The sequence below is a fragment of the Staphylococcus sp. SM3655 genome (genome assembly GCF_016917315.1).
Classification (GTDB): Bacteria; Bacillota; Bacilli; order Staphylococcales; family Staphylococcaceae; genus Staphylococcus; species Staphylococcus aureus.
On record NZ_CP070305.1, the window covers coordinates 894,503 to 911,450 of the forward strand.

19 protein-coding genes and 1 pseudogene are annotated in these 16,948 nt (G+C 34.0%); 15 read left to right on the forward strand and 5 right to left on the reverse strand.

Going from position 1 to position 16,948, the window contains the following annotated elements:
• Nucleotides 1-46 precede the first annotated feature (46 nt).
• Nucleotides 47-1,006, forward strand: coding sequence for an L-lactate dehydrogenase (locus JQN76_RS04345; protein WP_000846637.1), 960 nt, complete (start codon nt 47-49; stop codon nt 1,004-1,006).
• 277 nt (nt 1,007-1,283) lie between these two features.
• Nucleotides 1,284-1,988, forward strand: coding sequence for an acetolactate decarboxylase (gene budA, locus JQN76_RS04350; protein ID WP_000186117.1), 705 nt, complete (start codon nt 1,284-1,286; stop codon nt 1,986-1,988).
• An 85-nt stretch (nt 1,989-2,073) separates the two neighbouring features.
• On the opposite strand, the gene JQN76_RS04355 is transcribed toward budA, so the two are convergent.
• Nucleotides 2,074-2,934: an oxidoreductase gene (locus JQN76_RS04355; RefSeq protein ID WP_000953569.1), complete on the reverse strand. Its 861-nt coding sequence runs from the start codon at nt 2,932-2,934 to the stop codon at nt 2,074-2,076.
• Nucleotides 2,935-3,006: 72 nt separating this feature from the next.
• On the opposite strand from JQN76_RS04355, the gene panB reads away from it, so the two are divergent.
• The 4 genes from panB to sasK all read left to right on the forward strand — a co-directional run bounded on the left by panB (nt 3,007) and on the right by sasK (nt 6,026).
• Nucleotides 3,007-3,825: a 3-methyl-2-oxobutanoate hydroxymethyltransferase gene (gene panB / locus JQN76_RS04360; RefSeq protein ID WP_000860047.1), complete on the forward strand. Its 819-nt coding sequence runs from the start codon at nt 3,007-3,009 to the stop codon at nt 3,823-3,825.
• Nucleotides 3,818-4,669 (forward strand): pantoate--beta-alanine ligase, encoded by an 852-nt coding sequence (gene panC, locus JQN76_RS04365; protein WP_000163742.1) that lies wholly within the window; start codon nt 3,818-3,820, stop codon nt 4,667-4,669. The genes panB and panC overlap by 8 nt, the downstream gene beginning before the upstream one ends.
• A gap of 1 nt (nt 4,670) precedes the next feature.
• Nucleotides 4,671-5,054, forward strand: coding sequence for an aspartate 1-decarboxylase (panD, locus tag JQN76_RS04370; protein WP_000621532.1), 384 nt, complete (start codon nt 4,671-4,673; stop codon nt 5,052-5,054).
• Between the two features lie 336 nt (nt 5,055-5,390).
• Nucleotides 5,391-6,026, forward strand: coding sequence for an LPXTG-anchored surface protein SasK (gene sasK, locus JQN76_RS04375; protein ID WP_000755987.1), 636 nt, complete (start codon nt 5,391-5,393; stop codon nt 6,024-6,026).
• A 108-nt stretch (nt 6,027-6,134) separates the two neighbouring features.
• Here sasK and JQN76_RS04380 read toward each other — a convergent pair whose 3' ends face one another.
• Nucleotides 6,135-7,817 (reverse strand): CocE/NonD family hydrolase, encoded by a 1,683-nt coding sequence (locus JQN76_RS04380; protein ID WP_001071572.1) that lies wholly within the window; start codon nt 7,815-7,817, stop codon nt 6,135-6,137.
• 56 nt (nt 7,818-7,873) lie between these two features.
• Between JQN76_RS04380 and JQN76_RS04385 the strand changes: the two are divergent.
• A pseudogene (locus JQN76_RS04385) lies at nt 7,874-7,982 on the forward strand (hypothetical protein).
• Nucleotides 7,960-8,547, forward strand: a complete 588-nt coding sequence (locus tag JQN76_RS04390; protein ID WP_000151110.1) for a TetR/AcrR family transcriptional regulator — start codon at nt 7,960-7,962, stop codon at nt 8,545-8,547. Before JQN76_RS04385 ends, JQN76_RS04390 begins: the two are co-directional and overlap by 23 nt.
• 80 nt (nt 8,548-8,627) lie before the next feature.
• Here the strand turns inward: JQN76_RS04390 and JQN76_RS04395 are convergent, their stop codons facing one another.
• Nucleotides 8,628-9,077, reverse strand: a complete 450-nt coding sequence (locus JQN76_RS04395; RefSeq protein WP_000125705.1) for a VOC family protein — start codon at nt 9,075-9,077, stop codon at nt 8,628-8,630.
• Nucleotides 9,078-9,430: 353 nt separating this feature from the next.
• Between JQN76_RS04395 and JQN76_RS04400 the strand changes: the two genes are divergently transcribed.
• Nucleotides 9,431-10,153 carry an epoxyqueuosine reductase QueH gene (locus JQN76_RS04400; protein WP_000606207.1) on the forward strand — a complete coding sequence of 241 codons (723 nt, stop codon included), beginning with the start codon at nt 9,431-9,433 and terminating at the stop codon, nt 10,151-10,153.
• Nucleotides 10,154-10,338: 185 nt separating this feature from the next.
• Here JQN76_RS04400 and JQN76_RS04405 read toward each other — a convergent pair whose 3' ends face one another.
• Both JQN76_RS04405 and JQN76_RS04410 read right to left on the reverse strand, forming a co-directional pair.
• Nucleotides 10,339-10,614 carry a hypothetical protein gene (locus JQN76_RS04405; protein WP_000159837.1) on the reverse strand — a complete coding sequence of 92 codons (276 nt, stop codon included), beginning with the start codon at nt 10,612-10,614 and terminating at the stop codon, nt 10,339-10,341.
• 154 nt (nt 10,615-10,768) lie between these two features.
• Nucleotides 10,769-11,833, reverse strand: coding sequence for a quinone-dependent dihydroorotate dehydrogenase (locus JQN76_RS04410; protein WP_000277415.1), 1,065 nt, complete (start codon nt 11,831-11,833; stop codon nt 10,769-10,771).
• Between the two features lie 217 nt (nt 11,834-12,050).
• Between JQN76_RS04410 and JQN76_RS04415 the strand changes: the two genes are divergently transcribed.
• The 6 genes from JQN76_RS04415 to JQN76_RS04440 all read left to right on the forward strand — a co-directional run bounded on the left by JQN76_RS04415 (nt 12,051) and on the right by JQN76_RS04440 (nt 16,939).
• Nucleotides 12,051-12,917, forward strand: coding sequence for a fructosamine kinase family protein (locus JQN76_RS04415; RefSeq protein ID WP_001005509.1), 867 nt, complete (start codon nt 12,051-12,053; stop codon nt 12,915-12,917).
• A gap of 341 nt (nt 12,918-13,258) precedes the next feature.
• Nucleotides 13,259-13,537: a TIGR04197 family type VII secretion effector gene (locus JQN76_RS04420; RefSeq protein ID WP_000987949.1), complete on the forward strand. Its 279-nt coding sequence runs from the start codon at nt 13,259-13,261 to the stop codon at nt 13,535-13,537.
• Nucleotides 13,538-13,551: 14 nt separating this feature from the next.
• Nucleotides 13,552-13,920 carry a hypothetical protein gene (locus tag JQN76_RS04425; RefSeq protein ID WP_000066356.1) on the forward strand — a complete coding sequence of 123 codons (369 nt, stop codon included), beginning with the start codon at nt 13,552-13,554 and terminating at the stop codon, nt 13,918-13,920.
• Nucleotides 13,908-14,204 (forward strand): DUF4176 domain-containing protein, encoded by a 297-nt coding sequence (locus JQN76_RS04430; RefSeq protein WP_000447709.1) that lies wholly within the window; start codon nt 13,908-13,910, stop codon nt 14,202-14,204. The genes JQN76_RS04425 and JQN76_RS04430 overlap by 13 nt, the downstream gene beginning before the upstream one ends.
• Before the next feature lie 294 nt (nt 14,205-14,498).
• On the forward strand, nt 14,499-15,605 hold the full coding sequence (locus JQN76_RS04435; RefSeq protein ID WP_001163740.1) for an NAD(P)/FAD-dependent oxidoreductase: 1,107 nt from the start codon (nt 14,499-14,501) through the stop codon (nt 15,603-15,605).
• Nucleotides 15,599-16,939, forward strand: coding sequence for a nucleoside recognition domain-containing protein (locus tag JQN76_RS04440; protein WP_000895193.1), 1,341 nt, complete (start codon nt 15,599-15,601; stop codon nt 16,937-16,939). Before JQN76_RS04435 ends, JQN76_RS04440 begins: the two co-directional genes overlap by 7 nt.
• The last annotated feature ends 9 nt before the right edge of the window (nt 16,940-16,948 follow it).

Consider the following 16,948-nt stretch of genomic DNA (forward strand, 5'->3'; position numbering starts at 1 on the left):
TGTAGTCACGTGTAAAATAAATTCAATTAGGTTAGGAGACATAATTATGAAAACATTTGGTAAAAAGGTTGTATTAATCGGAGATGGATCTGTAGGATCAAGCTATGCCTTTGCAATGGTTACGCAAGGTGTTGCTGATGAATTTGTAATTATTGACATTGCAAAAGACAAAGTAAAAGCAGATGTTCAAGATTTAAACCATGGTACAGTCCACAGTCCTTCACCAGTTGATGTGAAAGCAGGTGAATACGAAGACTGTAAAGATGCAGATTTAGTTGTTATTACAGCTGGTGCACCTCAAAAGCCAGGTGAAACACGTTTACAATTAGTTGAAAAAAATACTAAGATTATGAAGAGCATCGTTAAGAGTGTTATGGATAGTGGCTTTGATGGATATTTCTTAATCGCGGCAAACCCTGTAGACATTTTAACAAGATTTGTAAAAGAATATACTGGATTACCAGCAGAGCGTGTTATCGGTTCAGGTACTGTATTGGACAGTGCACGTTTACAATATTTAATTAGCCAAGAACTTGGTGTTGCACCTTCAAGTGTTGACGCTAGTATTATTGGTGAGCATGGTGATACTGAACTTGCAGTTTGGTCACAAGCAAATGTAGCAGGTATTTCAGTATATGACACATTAAAAGAACAAACTGGTAGCGAAGCTAAAGCGGAAGAAATTTATGTGAATACACGTGACGCTGCTTATGAAATTATCCAAGCTAAAGGGTCAACATACTATGGTATTGCATTAGCATTGATGCGCATTTCAAAAGCCATTTTAAATAATGAAAATAATGTCTTAAATGTTTCTATACAATTAGATGGTCAATATGGTGGTCACAAAGGCGTTTACCTAGGTGTACCAACATTAGTTAACCAACATGGCGCAGTTAAAATTTATGAAATGCCATTAAGTGCCGAAGAACAAGCGTTGTTCGATAAATCTGTTAAAACATTAGAAGATACATTTGATTCAATTAAATATTTATTAGAAGACTAAGCCTATTTTAAGTATTAATTAGAAATATATTAATGGTAAGAGGATCTATTAGTGTTGCAGTAACACGTGGCACTGATAGGTCCATTTTTTTAGCAAGCATTGATAGAGGCAATACTTTTGCGTAAAATAATAATTGAATAAAGTATTATGACTCGTGAAAATTTAGTGACATGAATAAAAATGTTGAGGCGTCATTGAGTATAAAGGAAAGTAGTTCTGCATTAATCACGAAGTAGAGCATGACAACGAGGAATAACTATAGGGAGATGGTTTTGGAATGACGAATGTCTTGTATCAACATGGTACATTAGGTACGTTAATGGCTGGCTTACTAGAAGGCACAGCTACAATTAATGAATTGTTAGAACATGGGAATTTAGGGATTGCAACGTTAACAGGGTCTGATGGCGAAGTAATATTTTTAGACGGAAAGGCATATCATGCTAACGAGCATAAAGAATTTATAGAATTAAAAGGCGATGAGAAAGTACCGTATGCATCGATTACTAATTTTAAAGCGAGTAAGACATTTCCATTGCAACAATTATCACAAGATGATGTATTCGCACAAATTAAAAATGAAATGTTAAGTGAGAATTTATTTTCGGCTGTTAAAATTTATGGCACATTTAAACATATGCATGTACGAATGATGCCTGCTCAGCAACCGCCATATACACGTTTGATTGATTCAGCACGCAGACAACCTGAGGAAAAAAGACAAGATATTCGTGGTGCCATTGTTGGATTTTTTACACCAGAATTATTTCATGGCGTAGGATCTGCTGGTTTTCATATACATTTTGCGGATGATGAAAGAGCTTATGGTGGACATGTTCTTGACTTTGAAGTGGATGACGTTGTCGTTGAGATACAAAACTTTGAAACATTCCAACAACATTTCCCGGTAAATAACGAGACGTTTGTTAAAGCGAAAATAGACTATAAAGATGTGGCAGAAGAAATTAGAGAAGCTGAATAGTCTAATATAATTAAAAGACCTTAGCGATATAAGGAACAGGTGGTTCTAAATGCATCGTTAAGGTCTTTTTATATTATATATGAGCTTACATATTTTGTTGATACGCGCGTAAAAAGCTATAAATAGTATCAAGATATGGGGTGTCAAGATTGTGTTCACGTGCACGTCGATAAATAAAGCCTTGAATTGCTTCGACTTCAAGAGGTTGCTGATGCACAATGTCGTAATACATGCTCGTTCCCATTTCGTCGGGATAACCTTGATATATAGTCATAATAGTATCGACAGTTTGTTCTGAAAAGTTTAACCCCTCTGCCTGTGCAACACGACAACCATCTAGTAATAGCTGTCTACACAGTGTACGTATTTCAGGATTATGCATGATTGCAACTGTCTGTCTCCCGAGTGCTGTGATAGAATTAATGCCCAAGTTAACTAACAATTTATACCAAATAGCTTGTTGAATATTTGCTTCTAATACAATGTCGATTTGACTGTCTTGGACCAAATCTCTAAATTGTCGTGTTAATGCATTATCTTGTATACGTAATTGATAATCTCTGAAGTGCGTAACAACATCGCCTTTCTTTTGACCACTTATATAGACAACTGCTTGGCATACGTTTTTAAATGAAATATGTTCGAGTTGACCATAACCATTTTGGGCTAAAATGATGAGCGTGTCCTCATGTGCAAGATGAGTTAAATGAGGAATAACTGCATCAAGTTGATGTGTTTTGACTGCAATAATAATAACATCAAATGTGTTTGTGACATCTTCATAACCTTTCACAACAATATCTTGTGCAGGTGCATGTGGTACAGTATAATATGTTATTGTTTTGGCGTGTCTCCCGATAAGCGTTGTATGAGGCAATGATTGTTGTAATTCATAGGCAATAGTTGTACCGACAGCGCCTGGGCCGATAATCGCAACTGATAACATCTTCTTCTTTCCTTTCTATAAAAGATTCATTATACTATTTCTAATAATACTGCAAAAAGAGGTTGAATAACATTGAAAACAGTAAGTCAATTAATAGATATGAAACAAAAGCAAACTAAAATTTCTATGGTAACAGCTTATGATTTTCCAAGTGCTAAACAAGTGGAAGCAGCGGGTATTGATATGATTCTTGTTGGGGATTCACTTGGTATGACTGTATTAGGTTATGAAAGTACCGTACAAGTGACGTTAGCAGATATGATTCATCACGGTCGTGCAGTAAGAAGAGGCGCACCAAATACATTTGTAGTTGTTGATATGCCGATTGGTGCAGTAGGCATCTCTATGACACAAGACTTAAATCATGCTCTAAAGCTTTATCAGGAGACGAATGCAAATGCAATTAAAGCAGAAGGAGCGCATATTACACCATTTATTGAAAAAGCAACGGCAATTGGTATTCCTGTTGTTGCACATTTAGGATTAACACCTCAAAGTGTTGGCGTTATGGGGTATAAATTACAAGGTGCAACGAAAGAAGCAGCGGAGCAACTTATTTTAGATGCGAAAAATGTAGAACAAGCTGGTGCAGTAGCGTTAGTACTTGAAGCAATTCCAAATGATTTAGCAGAAGAAATTAGCAAGCACTTAACAATTCCAGTCATTGGTATTGGTGCAGGAAAAGGTACAGATGGTCAAGTATTGGTTTATCACGATATGTTAAATTATGGTGTTGAACATAAAGCGAAATTTGTGAAGCAATTTGCTGATTTTAGTGTTGGTGTGGACGGTTTAAAACAATACGATCAAGAAGTTAAATCTGGTGCATTTCCATCAGAAGAATATACGTATAAAAAGAAAATTATGAATGAGGTTAATAACAATGACTAAGCTGATTACTACGGTAAAAGAGATGCAACACATTGTTAAAGCAGCCAAACGCTCAGGAACAACGATTGGTTTTATCCCAACAATGGGTGCCTTACATGATGGACATTTAACGATGGTACGCGAATCAGTTAGTACAAATGATATTACAGTTGTGAGTGTATTTGTTAATCCATTACAATTTGGTCCAAACGAAGATTTCGATGCTTATCCGAGACAAATTGATAAAGATTTAGAATTAGTATCAGAAGTAGGGGCGGACATTGTTTTTCATCCTGCAGTAGAAGATATGTATCCAGGTGAATTAGGTATTGATGTCAAAGTAGGTCCATTAGCTGATGTGTTAGAAGGAGCGAAGCGTCCAGGGCATTTTGATGGGGTGGTAACAGTAGTTAATAAGCTATTTAATATTGTTATGCCGGATTATGCTTATTTTGGTAAAAAAGATGCCCAGCAATTGGCTATTGTCGAGCAAATGGTAAAAGACTTCAATCATGCCGTTGAAATTATTGGTATTGATATCGTTCGAGAAGCAGATGGTTTGGCGAAAAGTTCAAGAAATGTTTATTTAACGGAGCAAGAACGACAAGAAGCGGTACATTTAAGTAAAAGTTTGCTATTAGCACAAGCGTTGTATCAAGACGGTGAACGTCAAAGTAAAGTAATTATAGACAGGGTTACTGAATATCTTGAATCACATATAAGTGGACGCATTGAAGAAGTTGCTGTTTATAGTTATCCTCAATTAGTAGAACAACACGAAATAACTGGACGCATATTTATCTCGTTAGCTGTTAAATTTTCAAAAGCGCGTTTAATAGATAATATAATAATTGGAGCTGAATAAAGTGATAAGAACAATGATGAATGCTAAAATTCATAGAGCAAGAGTGACTGAGTCAAATTTAAATTATGTAGGTAGCATTACGATTGATTCAGATATATTGGAAGCGGTAGACATCTTGCCAAATGAAAAAGTAGCCATCGTGAATAATAATAATGGTGCACGTTTTGAAACATACGTAATAGCTGGTGAAAGAGGTAGTGGTAAAATTTGTTTAAACGGTGCAGCGTCAAGACTTGTTGAAGTAGGCGATGTAGTCATAATCATGACTTATGCACAGTTGAATGAAGAAGAAATTAAAAACCATGCACCTAAAGTAGCAGTAATGAATGAAGACAATGTCATTATTGAAATGATTCATGAAAAAGAAAATACGATAGTGTTATAAAATAGTATAAGTTAGAAACCTCTAGTAGATAACAATGTAGTTATCCATTAGGGGTTTTTATTTTTATGCCAATTGGGTTAGCGTAATAGAAGTAAAGGTATTATCGTTGCAATTTTATCAGTGTTAAATGATGGACATATTTATAAAGAAATAGTTTTGCGAATTGATTATCTAAAACAGTATTCAGAATTTATTTGGTAGAAAATAGAATTCTTAACTTAACGAGATAAGTTAATGACATGTTGTTTAGTTTCGTGAAGTGAAAATATTGAATTGATAGCAATTATATAATAAAATTATACTAAATAGAATGATGGTCTGAAGAAGGTGGATATGATGAAAAAAGTTATAAGTTTATTTGTTGCAATTTTATCAGTGTTGATTTTTACGGATAATGCGAACGCCGAAAATAACAAACCTGAAGGTGTGAATGAAAACAGCAATTTAATACCAGTTAGACAACCGGATGCAAATTATCCAGGGCCAGTTAGTGACATAGCACGTGTGAAAAAACTTGATAATTTAATAGATGGCACGAAAGATCCAGATGTTATCAAGCAGTTGAAAGATGATAATGAGGTGCCGAATAATGCGGTAAAGGCAAAAGATTCTAAAATAGTATCCGACTGCAGACATTTACTAAAACATCCAGATAATTTAATGGATGGCACGAAAGATCCAAATGTTATTAATCAGTTGAAAAACGCAAATGGAACATCGAATAATAGTGCTGTAAATCCAAGTATTAAAGCAAATGATATTCACACAAAAAGTAATAAACAAATGGCTAAACAACAAAGTATTCATTTGGATAGCAAGAGCAAGTCAGTACATAAGCAACAATTGAAAGAATTACCAAAAACAGGAGTAAATAACGAAAGTAATACAGCAATTATGGTTTTATTTATTGGTTTAATATTGCTTGTAGTAAGTTTAGTGACAAGATTTATAAAATTAAATAGCCATCAATAATAAAAAGGGCCACACCTTGGTTTAAGATTCCAAGCGTGTGGCCTGCTCTTGTTATACAGTTCTATCACTATGTCACTTTTAATCAAAAGCGACCGTAATTGCTGCATATCAATTAACGATAGGAATGATTAATTGTGAATCATATTTACCACCAGTATAAATCATGTGCATGCCTTTATTTACGGTTTCTTCATGTTCATAACGCGTTTTCATGCCAGGGGTACTATTACCAATTACAATTTCACTACCTTTTACAACAACTTCCAATGTTTCGCCTTGTTTAAATAGCGTGCCTGAAGGTAACAATTCGATTTCAACAGGTACAATCTCATCTTGTGACAACTTTAATTCTGTTTCATGTTTATGCCAAGGTTGCGCAATTGTGGATTTTTCTTGATCTAATTCACGATGTGATACGCGTAACCAACCGGTAGCTACTTGACCATTTTCAATATGATTAAAATCAGGGAAGTTAACTTCATTACCACGACGATCTAACTTTTTAATACCTGCAAATAAATCCATATCGTCTGAGTCTTTAGTGCTTACCCATAGTTTTAAGTTCATGTTTCCAACTAACTCAGTATCTTTGTCAAACGTATATTTAAAACTTACATCTTGTCGTTTATCTTCAGAGTCATATTGTGCGACATGCGCGCTACTAATCTTTGCATGATTCAATGTGTGATTTTCAGCATTCAAATACAATGGTGTATATTCTGTGTTAGGTAAAGGGAACGCTGACGCTGATTTGAATTCGCCTTTATAAAATTGATCTCTAACTTCATAAATGACATGAGGCGTATCTTTCCAATCGTTATTTTCTTCTTTAAGGTAAAAATCAAAGAATGATTTTTGGCGTTCGAGATTTTCTCTAGCGTAGTAACTTTCCCACTCTTTACGTCCATGCACATATAGCCATTTTTCTTCAGATGCAGCTTGTTTAAATCCTTCAAAAGAGCCACGGTTGTGCAAACCTTGTGTAGACCAACTAGCACATGTTAGTAGAGGTGTTTTAATTTGTGATAATGGCACTTGACGCTGTTTCCAAAAATCATCGAACAAAGGGTGTTCTTGTTGTGCTTGAATCATGTCTTCGATATTTGGATTATCTGTCCATCTCGCAAAAATACCTTGTATCCAGAAACGATAAAAGCCAGTATCCGGTATACCTCCGTGAAAGGCTACTTCTCTATACATATCATTTAATCCTTCCCAAGGAATCATTGCTTTTAAATGTGGTGGATTTAATGATGCGACCCACCATTGAGTCACCGCAAGATAAGAAACACCATTTGTTCCGATATTTCCATTACTCCATGGCTGTTTTGCTGCCCATTCAATCATTTCGTAATAATCTTCCGCTTCTCTTTTTGACCATGGAGATAAGACGCCTTTGGATTTGTCACTACCGCGTAATGCAACTTTAACTACAACATAATCATTTGGCACCCAAAATCCTGGGTCTGGTGATTCTTCAGGTGTAAAACTAGATGTCGGAATGGCACCTAATGTTGGCCAAAGGGCACCCATATTTGTGATTTTAGGCTTATTATCTTTACCGTAAGTATCTGCAGACATAACTACAGGGAATTTGCCATCTTTATTTGGTCTGAAAATATTAATATATAATTTTTCGCCATCGCGCATTTCCACAGTGACATCTTTTTCCATAATCATTTCTTGATTTCCATATTGAACACTGTCGACAACGATGTGGTTAATACCGGCTTTAACTTCATTGACATGAGTTACAGTTAATTTTGGATTTCCTAGTAAATGTTGGTTCATTGTTATCACCTTTTTCTGTTTGTTTGTATCACCTATATTAAACAGGTAAACATTGTGTGCCAATCATCAATGTTGGAGATTTGTGGGATAATGAACATAACGTTTATAATTGTTTATAATCATTGGGGAGGACTTGATATAAATGACTATAGATCGACGTATTAGAAAATCACAAGTTGCAATGAGAAATGCATTTATTGAACTTTTACATCAACACCAATTAGAAGAGATTACTGTGCAACAAATTGCAGATTTAGCTGATGTTAACCGTAGTACATTTTATACGCATTATTATGATAAATATGATTTGCTTGAAAAATTAGAGGACCAGCAGTTGGAGGAAATAAGAGACTTCATTCATGATGAGAAGTTAAATGGAGCAGTTAAGTTATCCACGGATAACATACATCAAATTATGACTGTTTTAATAGATATGATAGAAAAAGACATCGCATTTTATCAATTGATGTTTCGTATGGGTAAAGATTCAAATATACACGAAAAACTATATGACTTAATTATGTGTCATTTACAACGTTATAAAAATGAAAATGATCAAATTAATGGTATACCATTTTCTTATTTCATGAGTTATGTTTCAGGTGCGGGATTGTCTTTGATAAGACATTGGGTAGAAGATCCAAACCGTATAGACAAAGTTGACTTAATAATGCATTTTAATACGATTGTCAATCAAGGGCCAGCAACGATAATTAAAAATATACAATAAAATAAGGCAAGCCATGAATCGAGAGTGGCTTGCCTTGCTAAATAACATAAGCTTATTAAATGATATCTTTATCAATAACATTATTGTTGGATTGCAGTATAGTCTTGACCATGTAACATCCAACGAACACCGTATTTATCGGTAAAGACGCCCATTTTGCCACCCCAGAATTGGTCAGCAAACGGTAATTCTATTTCAATTGAAGAATGATCTTTAATTTTCTCATAGAATGCTTCAACTTTATCAGCATCTTCCTTATTGTTAACATCATAATCAATTAATAATGATATGCCATTATTAATTTTGTCAGCGCGACCAAAAGAATCAGAACATAGCACTTTTACGCCAAGCACTTCAAATTCAGCATGCATAGTTGCTTCTTGCGCTTCTTCCTTAGTCATACCAAAATGTGACGCTTGTTCTTCGCCAACTTCTAAACGTTTAACGTCAGTTGCACCAAATACTTCTTCGTAATATGCAAGGGCTTCTTTTGAATTTTCAAAAGCGATATAAGGGAATAATGCTGTCATGTAAAACACCTCAATGTATTATTTTTATTACTAACACCATGTTACATTAAAAAATGGCAAAAGTATAACTTTTACGATGAATTGAAGTCAATCTTTTGTAAAATACACGATAAATTGTAAGATGAAATTGATTTAAATGAAGTAAACATATATATGACATACAAAAAATGAAAATGACACAGAGACGTATGTGTTGTTTAGTGTTTTAAAATTCAAGTTTAAAAAATGCTTTTAGATACATAAGGGACTTTCGAAATATAAATGCATTAAAATGAATTTCTAACTTTTTTGACTGACATTTAATATGAATCATATATAATAGAAGTTAATGATTAAATGTGGGAGGTTAAATCATGATTAATGCTGAACCTATTATCAGTAAAATGAAAAATCAAAAAATTAATTATGACAAGGTGTTGAAGAAATTAATCGGGCAGTGGGAAAGAGAAGCAATCAGACCTAAAATCTTATTGCATAGTTGTTGTGCACCTTGTAGTACATATACATTAGAGTTTTTAACACAATATGCAGACATTGCAATTTATTTCGCGAATTCAAATATTCATCCGAAAAATGAATATTTACGACGTGCTAAAGTGCAAGAACAATTTGTGGAAGATTTTAATCGCAAGACTGGTGCGAATGTGAAGTATATTGAAGCACCTTATGAACCGCATAAGTTTGTGAAAATGGTGAAGGATAAAGAATTAGCTGATGAAAAAGAAGGCGGCTTACGTTGTACCGCTTGTTTTGAAATGCGTTTGGATATTGTAGCGAAAGCAGCTGCAGAACATGGCTATGATTATTTTGGCAGTGCAATCACGTTATCACCTAAAAAGAACGCACAATTAATCAATGAACTTGGTATGGATGTCCAAAAAATATACGATGTGAACTATTTGCCAAGTGATTTTAAGAAAAGTAAAGGTTATGAGCGTTCCATAGAAATGTGTAATGACTATAATATCTTTAGGCAGTGTTATTGTGGATGTGTCTTTGCAGCGATGCAACAAGGTATTGATTTTAAAACAGTTAATAAAGAAGCGAAAGCATTTTTAGAACAATATCCAGATTAATCATTGGAAATGAGATAAAAGGCAGGCGCAAATACAAGCCATGCCCTATTAAAAATTATCAAATAGAAACCCGAGATTTTAGTGAAATAAATCATACTAAAATCTCGGGTTATTTATATAATCGTAAATATTGTAGCTATAATGAATAACTGGATTCTGAGACATAAAACAATGTCTCACTCTAATTACATCATTTTATGAACAAATCTTATAATTGCTAAAATGACAATGACAAGTGTTGAAATAAGTGAAAACACTTTAAACTTTTTGTAGTCATTTTTCGTTTCATTTTCTCCTGTTTTCATCATTTCACGTAGCTCTTGCTCGATTTCTAAATCAAGATCTGTTTTACGATAACCATTCAAACCTTGACGTTCATCTTCTTCAGGTTGATTTTGTTGCTGTGTGTCTTTGTTGTCAGAAGTCGCTACTGTTTTTTTATTATCTGTTTCTTTAGTCATAACAAACGCCTCCGTTATAAAACGCTATATTTAATGATATGTGATATTTAAGCCATTATTTTGAAAAATGGTGATAAATATATCTTCTTGAGTTATATCATAATTTTAATAAGACGATTCAGCAAGTTTTAAAGTATTATTTGACTATGTTGGATTAGGCATCTAGTCCTATAATATCACTGACATTGTCAAAATGATGATCTTTTAAGTAACGTGCGATGCCTTTGTTCATTTTCTTAGTTAAACCTGGGCCTTCAATAACAAGTGATGAATAAATTTGAATAAGTGACGCACCGTGACGCATCATTTTGATTGCATCTTCAGTACTGAATACGCCGCCTGTACCTATAATTAAAAATTCGCCATTTGTTTGCTGATAAGCATACTTAATCAATTTTAAATTACGTTCAAATAATGGACGACCACTCAAACCGCCTTCTTCGACTTTATTAGCAGAAGTTAAACCATCTCGTTGTCGCGTTGTGTTTGCTAAGATGATACCGTCAAATGTCTCAGTAATCGCTGGTAATAGTGCTTTTAAGCCATCGAAATCCATATCAGACGTTAGTTTTAAATAAATTGGCACTGTTACATCATGTTGTTTTTTAAATGCTGTTAAAGCTTGGCATAACATTGAAAATTCATCTTTATCATGGAAGTTTTGAAGATTTTCAGTATTTGGAGAACTGATGTTGACTGTGAAAAATGAAACGTCGTGTTTAAACGTATCAATAACCTTTATATAATCTTGATAACGCGCTTCATAAGGTGTCATTTTATTCACACCAACATTGATACCAACAGGTACTTGATAAGCATTTTTACGCAAATGACTGAGTGCTTTGTTCATACCAATATTATTGAAGCCCATTCGATTTATCAAGGCGTCATCTTCTAATAATCTAAACATACGTGGTTGAGGGTTACCCGGTTGAGGTTTAGGTGTGATACCACCTAATTCTAAAGCACCGAATCCAAGGTGTTCCAATGCTTTTGGTACTTCGCAAGATTTGTCGAAACCAGCTGCTAAGCCAATTGGATTGTCGTACGTATTACCTTGTATCGTTTGTGATAACGTTGGATTCTTATAAGTAAATAGTTTATCGACGACTGGGAATAAAACCGGAAATTTTTGTAACGTTTTTAATGCATCGATAGTTAGTCCGTGTGCTTTTTCGGGTTCGATTTTGAATAAGAAAGGTTTAATTAATTTGTACATGAGTATGCTCCTATTTCATTATATTTGAGGCTTACTATCCTCAACTTAATATATGTGAAATATATTCTTTTAATAGACTAGCATTTCCCTACATAATTTCCTAGTTAAAACTAAAAAGTTTTGAAAATTGACGCAAGTTTGAATAACGTTTTTAAGATTAAATCATCCTAATTAGGCAATATAATAGTATAAAGTAAGCGTAATGGAAGGTGTTTGTATGAATGAACAATGGTTAGAGCATTTACCTTTAAAAGATATTAAAGAGATTTCACCAGTGAGTGGTGGTGATGTAAACGAAGCATATCGAGTCGAAACAGATACGGATACATTTTTCTTACTTGTCCAACGTGGACGTAAAGAATCATTTTATGCTGCAGAAATTGCAGGTTTAAATGAATTTGAACGTGCAGGTATCACGGCACCTAGAGTAATTGCAAGTGGCGAGGTTAACGGTGATGCGTATTTAATGATGACGTATTTAGAAGAAGGGGCTTCAGGGAGTCAACGCCAATTAGGGCAACTCGTAGCTCAATTACACAGTCAGCAACAAGAAGAAGGCAAATTTGGCTTCTCATTACCTTATGAAGGTGGCGATATTTCTTTTGATAATCATTGGCAAGACGATTGGTGTACCATTTTTGTCGACAAGCGCTTGGACCATTTGAAAGATGAGTTGCTAAATAGAGGGCTATGGGATGCCAACGATATCAAAGTATATGACAAAGTGCGACGTCAAATTGTGGCGGAATTAGAAAAGCATCAAAGTAAACCGTCTTTATTACATGGTGACCTATGGGGTGGTAATTATATGTTCTTACAAGATGGTCGTCCGGCGTTATTTGATCCAGCGCCATTATATGGTGACAGAGAATTCGATATCGGTATTACAACGGTATTTGGTGGTTTTACGAGCGAATTTTATGATGCGTATAATAAACATTATCCACTCGCAAAAGGTGCATCCTATAGACTTGAATTTTATCGTTTATATTTATTGATGGTCCATTTATTGAAATTTGGTGAAATGTACCGTGATAGTGTTGCGCATTCTATGGATAAGATTTTACAAGATACAACAAGTTAGTTAAGACGTTAGATTGAGATAAATAGATAATATGCACAGATATTTTTACAATGAGAAGGCCTTCAGCTGCCTCAATAAAAATATTTGTGCTTTTTTATTGTTGGAAAATAAAATTTTAATCGCTATTGTTAATTTCTGTAATGTAAAACAAGGTTGAGTTGCAATAAAAGTGATTTTATAACTTTTTGTTCAATAAAATTCTAGGAATGATACATATTTATTGATACAATAATTTTGAATATAATCATAAAACAATATTTAAGTATAATTGAATGTTTGAATATCATATATTGATACAGTTTCTAATAATTTTAAAATAATTTAAATGGAGAGAGGTGTAAATGATGAGTACAGTTCAAAGTGATATTTTTAAGACCAATAGTGCATCATCATCTATTAAAAGCGCTGTTGAAACATGTAATAATGTGTCGAAACCGGATAAAGATGAAAGTACAACAGTAAGTGGAAATAATAATGCTCATAGTGTGATAGATGATTTGATGAGTAAGAATCAATCTGTTGCTGAAGCAATACGAACTGCGAGCGATAATATACAAAAAGTTGGTGAGGCTTTTGACCAAACTGACGTAATGATTGGTAATGAAATTGGTAAAAATTAAAACGTGGTGAAATGATGTCGAATAAACTGGATGAAATCAATAAAATAATCACAGCGAAACATAAGCAAATGGATGACTTATATGATGAAAAGCGAGAGGTTAAAGCATTGATAGATGAAAGTGATGCGCTTAATCATTCGATAGATCAATTATATCAACATTTAGGTGAGCGTTATTATAGTAGCAATATGGCTAGTCGTATGGAACAGTTCCGCGATGAATTTCATTTTGCGAAACGACGTTCAACGGAAGCGTTATACGAGCAGCAACAGCAAATTCAACATGGCATTCGTAAAGCAGAAGAAGAGATGATTGACTTGGAAATGCGAAGGAATGTTGAAATTGAGACGGTGACAAAGGAGGAAAATAAATGGAAACAATAGGAAGCATTATTTATTTAAAAGAAGGTTCGCAAAAGTTAATGATTATTAATAGAGGACCAATTGTAGAAATTGAAAATCAAAAGTATATGTTTGACTATTCTGCATGTAAATATCCGATTGGTGTTGTGGAAGATGAAATTTATTATTTTAACGAAGAAAATATAGATTCAGTTATTTTTAAAGGTTATTCTGATCAAGATGAGGTTAGATTTCAAGAATTGTTTGAAAATATGAAACAAAATTTGGATAGTGAAATACAACGTGGAGAAGTTACACCCCAATAAATTTTGTAAAAATATGATTTCTGTCTCACCGCCAAAATGTTATCTCCAAGTACTGAGGCTGGATGATACCATGAAATGTTATTCATAATCATTTGAACTAAACGTAGCATCCTTAAATTTAATAAAAAAGACACATACCAACTTCCGAAATGTAGATAAATTCTCTACAATAACGGAAGTTTTTCTTTTAATATTGAAATTTCTCAAGGATAGGTCTATACTTTATAAATCGTAATTATTACGATTTATAATCGAAAACAATAACTTGAAATAGATCATTGAGGGAGTGTTAATATGCAACATCATAAAGTGGCTATTATCGGTGCCGGTGCTGCAGGTATAGGTATGGCCATTACCTTAAAAGATTTCGGTATAACAGATGTCATTATTTTAGAAAAAGGAACAGTAGGACATTCATTTAAACATTGGCCGAAATCGACCCTTACGATTACGCCATCATTTACGTCTAATGGATTTGGCATGCCTGATATGAATGCAATTTCCATGGATACTTCACCAGCATTTACATTTAATGAAGAACATATTTCCGGAGAAACATATGCTGAATATTTACAAGTGGTTGCCAACCATTACGAGCTGAATATCTTTGAAAATACAGTTGTCACAAATATATCTGTAGATGATGCATTTTATACGATTGCAACGACAACAGAGACATATCACGCGGATTATATCTTTGTCGCAACAGGTGATTATAATTTCCCTAAAAAGCCATTTAAATATGGTATTCATTATAGTGAAATTGAAGACTTTGATAACTTTAATAAGGGACAATATGTGGTTATCGGAGGTAATGAAAGTGGCTTTGATGCTGCATATCAACTTGCAAAAAATGGCTCTGACATCGCACTTTATACTAGCACAACCGGTTTAAATGATCCGGATGCTGATCCTAGTGTTAGATTGTCACCTTATACACGTCAGAGACTAGGTAACGTCATTAAGCAAGGTGCTCGCATTGAAATGAATGTACATTATACAGTTAAAGATATTGATTTTAACAATGGACAGTATCATATCAGTTTTGATAGCGGACAAAGTGTGCATACGCCTCATGAACCAATACTAGCAACTGGCTTTGATGCAACAAAAAATCCAATCGTTCAACAATTATTTGTGACAACAAATCAAGATATTAAATTAACAACACATGATGAATCGACACGTTATCCGAATATTTTTATGATTGGTGCAACAGTTGAAAATGATAATGCCAAATTATGCTATATCTATAAATTCAGAGCGCGATTTGCAGTACTTGCACATCTTTTAACACAGCGGGAAGGCTTACCAGCTAAACAAGAGGTCATTGAAAATTACCAAAAAAATCAAATGTATTTAGATGATTATTCATGTTGTGAAGTGTCATGCACATGTTAGAAGTGAAATATGATATGAGAACGGGGCATTATACGCCCATACCTAATGAACCTCATTATTTGGTTATTAGTCATGCGGATAAACTTACCGCAACAGAAAAAGCGAAATTAAGATTATTAATCATAAAACAGAAATTAGATATTTCATTGGCAGAAAGTGTAGTTTCTTCGCCTATAGCGAGCGAACATGTGATAGAACAATTGACACTATTTCAACATGAGCGACGACATTTAAGACCTAAAATAAGTGCGACATTTTTAGCCTGGTTGTTGATATTTTTAATGTTTGCATTGCCAATCGGTATCGCTTATCAATTTTCAGATTGGTTTCAAAATCAGTATGTATCAGCATGGATAGAATATTTAACTCAAACAACATTGCTCAATCACGATATATTACAACATATATTATTTGGTGATTATGGTGTGCTATCACTTGGAACATATTCGCTCGTATGGGCATTGCCGGTCGTAATATTGATTAGTTTATCAACTGCTATAATTGATCAAACAGGACTTAAATCATGGATGATATGGGCAATTGAACCTTCAATGTTACGGATAGGATTACAAGGTAATGATATCGTGCCACTATTAGAAGGATTTGGATGTAATGCAGCAGCTATTTCACAAGCAGCACACCAATGCCATACCTGCACGAAGACGCAGTGTATGAGTTTAATAAGCTTTGGTAGTTCTTGTAGTTATCAAATAGGTGCGACATTATCTATTTTTAGTGTAGCTGGAAAGTCATGGCTATTTATGCCGTACTTAATATTAGTACTTTTAGGTGGCATCTTACATAATAGGATATGGTTGAAAAAGAATGATCAACAACTTAGCGTTCCGCTACCTTATGATAGGCAATTACATATGCCAAATATACGTCAAATGTTGCTACAAATGTGGCAAAATATACAAATGTTTATCGTTCAAGCGCTACCTATTTTTATCACAATCTGTCTTATTGTTAGTATTTTATCACTAACGCCAATTTTGAATGTTTTATCACAAATATTTACACCTATATTATCGTTATTAGGCATCTCGTCAGAATTGTCACCAGGGATTTTATTTTCAATGATTCGAAAAGACGGCATGCTCTTGTTTAATTTGCATCAGGGCGCCTTATTACAAGGAATGACAGCAACACAGTTACTACTACTTGTGTTTTTTAGTTCAACTTTTACAGCGTGCTCGGTCACAATGACGATGCTTTTGAAACATTTAGGTGGTCAGTCAGCACTAAAATTAATTGGAAAGCAAATGGTGACATCATTGTCTTTAGTTATTGGTGTAGGCATCATTGTTAAAATAGTAATGCTGATTATTTAAAAAAATGAA

Excerpts from the sequence above, each read along its gene's own strand:
- JQN76_RS04345 (WP_000846637.1), top strand. The coding sequence starts at position 47 with ATGAAAACATTTGGTAAAAAGGTTGTATTAATCGGAGATGGATCTGTA.
- budA (WP_000186117.1), top strand. The coding sequence starts at position 1,284 with ATGACGAATGTCTTGTATCAACATGGTACATTAGGTACGTTAATGGCT.
- JQN76_RS04355 (WP_000953569.1), bottom strand. The coding sequence starts at position 2,934 with ATGTTATCAGTTGCGATTATCGGCCCAGGCGCTGTCGGTACAACTATT.
- panC (WP_000163742.1), top strand. The coding sequence starts at position 3,818 with ATGACTAAGCTGATTACTACGGTAAAAGAGATGCAACACATTGTTAAA.
- sasK (WP_000755987.1), top strand. The coding sequence starts at position 5,391 with ATGAAAAAAGTTATAAGTTTATTTGTTGCAATTTTATCAGTGTTGATT.
- JQN76_RS04380 (WP_001071572.1), bottom strand. The coding sequence starts at position 7,817 with ATGAACCAACATTTACTAGGAAATCCAAAATTAACTGTAACTCATGTC.
- JQN76_RS04390 (WP_000151110.1), top strand. The coding sequence starts at position 7,960 with ATGACTATAGATCGACGTATTAGAAAATCACAAGTTGCAATGAGAAAT.
- JQN76_RS04395 (WP_000125705.1), bottom strand. The coding sequence starts at position 9,077 with ATGACAGCATTATTCCCTTATATCGCTTTTGAAAATTCAAAAGAAGCC.
- JQN76_RS04400 (WP_000606207.1), top strand. The coding sequence starts at position 9,431 with ATGATTAATGCTGAACCTATTATCAGTAAAATGAAAAATCAAAAAATT.
- JQN76_RS04405 (WP_000159837.1), bottom strand. The coding sequence starts at position 10,614 with ATGACTAAAGAAACAGATAATAAAAAAACAGTAGCGACTTCTGACAAC.
- JQN76_RS04410 (WP_000277415.1), bottom strand. The coding sequence starts at position 11,833 with ATGTACAAATTAATTAAACCTTTCTTATTCAAAATCGAACCCGAAAAA.
- JQN76_RS04415 (WP_001005509.1), top strand. The coding sequence starts at position 12,051 with ATGAATGAACAATGGTTAGAGCATTTACCTTTAAAAGATATTAAAGAG.
- JQN76_RS04420 (WP_000987949.1), top strand. The coding sequence starts at position 13,259 with ATGATGAGTACAGTTCAAAGTGATATTTTTAAGACCAATAGTGCATCA.
- JQN76_RS04425 (WP_000066356.1), top strand. The coding sequence starts at position 13,552 with ATGTCGAATAAACTGGATGAAATCAATAAAATAATCACAGCGAAACAT.
- JQN76_RS04430 (WP_000447709.1), top strand. The coding sequence starts at position 13,908 with ATGGAAACAATAGGAAGCATTATTTATTTAAAAGAAGGTTCGCAAAAG.
- JQN76_RS04435 (WP_001163740.1), top strand. The coding sequence starts at position 14,499 with ATGCAACATCATAAAGTGGCTATTATCGGTGCCGGTGCTGCAGGTATA.
- JQN76_RS04440 (WP_000895193.1), top strand. The coding sequence starts at position 15,599 with ATGTTAGAAGTGAAATATGATATGAGAACGGGGCATTATACGCCCATA.